At 37.7% G+C, this 2,901-nt stretch carries 3 protein-coding genes and 1 pseudogene; all 4 read right to left on the bottom strand.

Annotated elements, in window-relative coordinates; genetic code table 11:
* Nucleotides 1-163: 163 nt before the first annotated feature.
* Nucleotides 164-895: a response regulator transcription factor gene (locus WKI42_RS09975; RefSeq protein ID WP_001221867.1), complete on the bottom strand. Its 732-nt coding sequence runs from the start codon at nt 893-895 to the stop codon at nt 164-166.
* Entirely contained in the window at nt 892-1,824 is a 933-nt protein-coding gene (locus WKI42_RS09970; protein WP_240149753.1) for a GHKL domain-containing protein, read from the bottom strand. Before WKI42_RS09970 ends, WKI42_RS09975 begins: the two co-directional genes overlap by 4 nt.
* A 447-nt stretch (nt 1,825-2,271) precedes the next feature.
* Nucleotides 2,272-2,418: a smi_0057.1 family bacteriocin-like peptide gene (locus WKI42_RS09965; RefSeq protein ID WP_023940555.1), complete on the bottom strand. Its 147-nt coding sequence runs from the start codon at nt 2,416-2,418 to the stop codon at nt 2,272-2,274.
* A 152-nt stretch (nt 2,419-2,570) separates the two neighbouring features.
* A pseudogene (locus WKI42_RS09960) lies at nt 2,571-2,901 on the bottom strand (N-acetylmuramoyl-L-alanine amidase family protein); the annotation flags it as partial.

Here is a 2,901-nt window from a genome sequence, read left to right as displayed (position 1 = left end):
AAAAAATAACTCAGTGAACCATGGGTAGAACATTGATATAAACATGAACTAGTCTCCTTTCCTTTTCCTCTTACCTATCTATTCGAAAAAGAAGTCAAAAAATAAGAATATCAGAAAATTTTCCGATATTCTTATTGATAAATTTATTCAAGTCTAACAGATATTAGACGTTGAGATGTTTTTTAAGGGTTCTTCTGGCTGTTCGTGATACGGGGAAATGCAAGCCTTCTAACAAGGTCACTTCTGTCGCAGTCATCTCTTCAATTGCCTGTAAACTGACTAAAGTATTGCGATTGGCATAGACAAAGTAATCTTTTTCAGCCTTGGCAGCGATATCCTTGAGACTGCCATAAATGGTCTTGATAGAATGATTGGCATAATAGACCTTGATACGATGGGATTCCACTGAGGTTTCAAAGGCTAAAATCTCATGGTAGGGCAGAGTAAAGCCTCGTCTTCCCTCAAAACTATAGGTGAAGAGACGCATATTTTCTCTCTTGTCCACTGCCAGTACATAGTCCAGACAGCGCTCCATCTGATGACAGTAGTCCGCCTCTGGCTGATCCTTGGAAATAAAATCCAAGGCAGACAAGTGGTAGCGAAAAGCTAGAGGCAAGGCCTCCGAGTGCGTGGACACAAAGACAATACTTGTAAAAGGATCCCGCTCCCGAACCTGTTGAGCAACCTGAAAGCCCCGTTCACGCTCTCCATCAATCTCTAAATCCAATAAATAGAGCTGGTAATGGTCAAAATACTGAGAATACTTTTCAACATCTCCATAGTTTTTAGCAATATCAATTTCCAATCTCAAATTGCGAGAGCGACCGATATCTAGCAAAGTCTGCTCTATCCGTCCCTGCTGAACTCTATCGTCTTCCAAAACTAAAATTCTCATTCCTCTCCCCCTCGTTTCTCATCCTTAAATGGTAATTCTAAATCTTGTCTAAAAGTCGTCTCTCCTAGCTGGGTATCTAAGTTTAAATCATAATGAAAAACCATATCCTCCAAGGTCGCTAAACCCAGTCCACTGTGGTTTCCCTTGGTAGAGTAACCCTTTTGACTGAGAATGATGGGATTCAGTTCTTCTTTCTTACGAGTGTTTTCAATGATAAAACGGACACTCCTATCACCTGCCAATAAAGCAACCCGAATCTGCGGATTTTCCGCCTCACTGGCTGCCTCTAAGGCATTTGTCGTGAGGATAGAGAGGATACGGATAGCCTCCAACATCGGCAAATCCAGCTCTTCGACAACCCCCACCGTCTCCAAACTAAAATGAATTCCCTGATTATCTGCCACAATCATAGCTTTTGCCAAGGTATTGCGAATGGCTATATCATGGATATTATGAAGATTAAAGGCCGTGTAATCTGCCTTCCTCAGCTTTTCATTTGTCTTTAAAAAGACATCTTGATAAATGGTAGACACCTCAGCCATATCTTGATTCGCTATGGCAGGCTCCATGCTAGCGACAATCCCTGCAAAATCATGACGGAAACCTCGAACCTCATCATAGAGATGACCCAACTTATCCACCATCCCTTGCAAGGAACGATTTTCTTCTTCCTGTCTCTGAATGGTCTGCTCATCACGATAAACCTGCTCTAAGTGTCTGATATAAAAGAGCCAGGAGAAAAAGAGAATGAAAATCAGGAGAGAAATGGTCGTGTCAAAGCGAACGTAAAAAGAACTATTTCTATTGGTCATGAACGAAGAGAATATCCTAAATCCAGTCAGAGGTAGGATAATGAAAAAGCTCTTACGATAGTGGGTTTTAAAAGTATCTGAAAAGAATAAATCCAAATCCAAAGACCAACGCTTCATAATTTTACAACATAGAAAGATTGATAATAAATCAAATACAGATCTATATAAAGTGGAAAACGAATCTACAAAACAACAAGGCTCACCAGATAATACACGAATCCAAATTGTCAAAAATAAATAACGAATACTTTGAAAGAAGAGAAAAAGATACAGAGAAAGAAAAAAAGCTTCCCCTTTTCCCTTGTGCAATACTAGTAAAAAAATACAGTAAAAGAAGAGAATGATTCCTATATGAAATAATTCTCCAAATGTTTGGCGAGCAGATAAACTAATTAAAAATACAAGGACCCAATAACGTTTTTTATAAAATTCTGGGGAAATTTGAGCACCCAAATAAATAGTAGGAACCATGGTTGAAACGACTACCAACAGTATATATAGCACAGAAACTAAGAATTCTAAAATAATCATAAATAAATCTAATCTCTAACGAATACTGTGAATTTAAGCAAAGTGTCTACCCGTACTAAATAACTTATCGCACCATTTTACGGCATCTTCAAAAATCCCTCCACCATTCACTTTCTCCAAAGCCTCTGGAGTTAATTCTTCAAATTGTTTCAATTCTACAAATATATTTTTCATTTCCATGACAGACTCCTTTTCATTATTTTATAGATAACTCTATCCCCTGCTCCATCTACAAAAGGCTTTAGTTTCCTTTTAAAATACAAGAAATCTAAAGCCTCCTGAAAATGGTATATTGGTTAGAGTGTTAACAATTAGTTGTGAAGATATTATTTTTATTTAACCACAACCACTTTATAATATTCGTTTGAGTGTGGAGATTCAATCTTAATTTTTTCACCGTATAAACCATCGATTTCTTTATCCAGATAATCTGAAACTCCTGATGGCAAGCGTTTCATCTTAAGAATTTCACCAGATTGATCCGCATAGACTAGGATGTGATAGTGGGTTGTAGCCATACCATCATCAATCAATACAAAGTAACCTGTTTTGAGCTTACCTTGCTCATTTTCTAAATAGTATAGTTTATTGTTATTGATTGTAAAGTGGGTAGCTCCAAGACGAAGTCGTGCACCTGGATTTTCTAAATAGACATCATTGCCA

Origin of the sequence: Streptococcus pseudopneumoniae (assembly GCF_038148935.1) — a bacterium.
Lineage (GTDB): Bacteria > Bacillota > Bacilli > Lactobacillales > Streptococcaceae > Streptococcus > Streptococcus pseudopneumoniae_U.
This window is presented reverse-complemented; position numbering and strand designations above follow the sequence as displayed.

What these genes read in the sequence shown, in the direction of transcription:
- WKI42_RS09975 (WP_001221867.1), bottom strand. Translation starts at nt 895, where the DNA reads ATGAGAATTTTAGTTTTGGAAGACGATAGAGTTCAGCAGGGACGGATA.
- WKI42_RS09965 (WP_023940555.1), bottom strand. Translation starts at nt 2,418, where the DNA reads ATGGAAATGAAAAATATATTTGTAGAATTGAAACAATTTGAAGAATTA.
- WKI42_RS09970 (WP_240149753.1), bottom strand. Translation starts at nt 1,824, where the DNA reads ATGAAGCGTTGGTCTTTGGATTTGGATTTATTCTTTTCAGATACTTTT.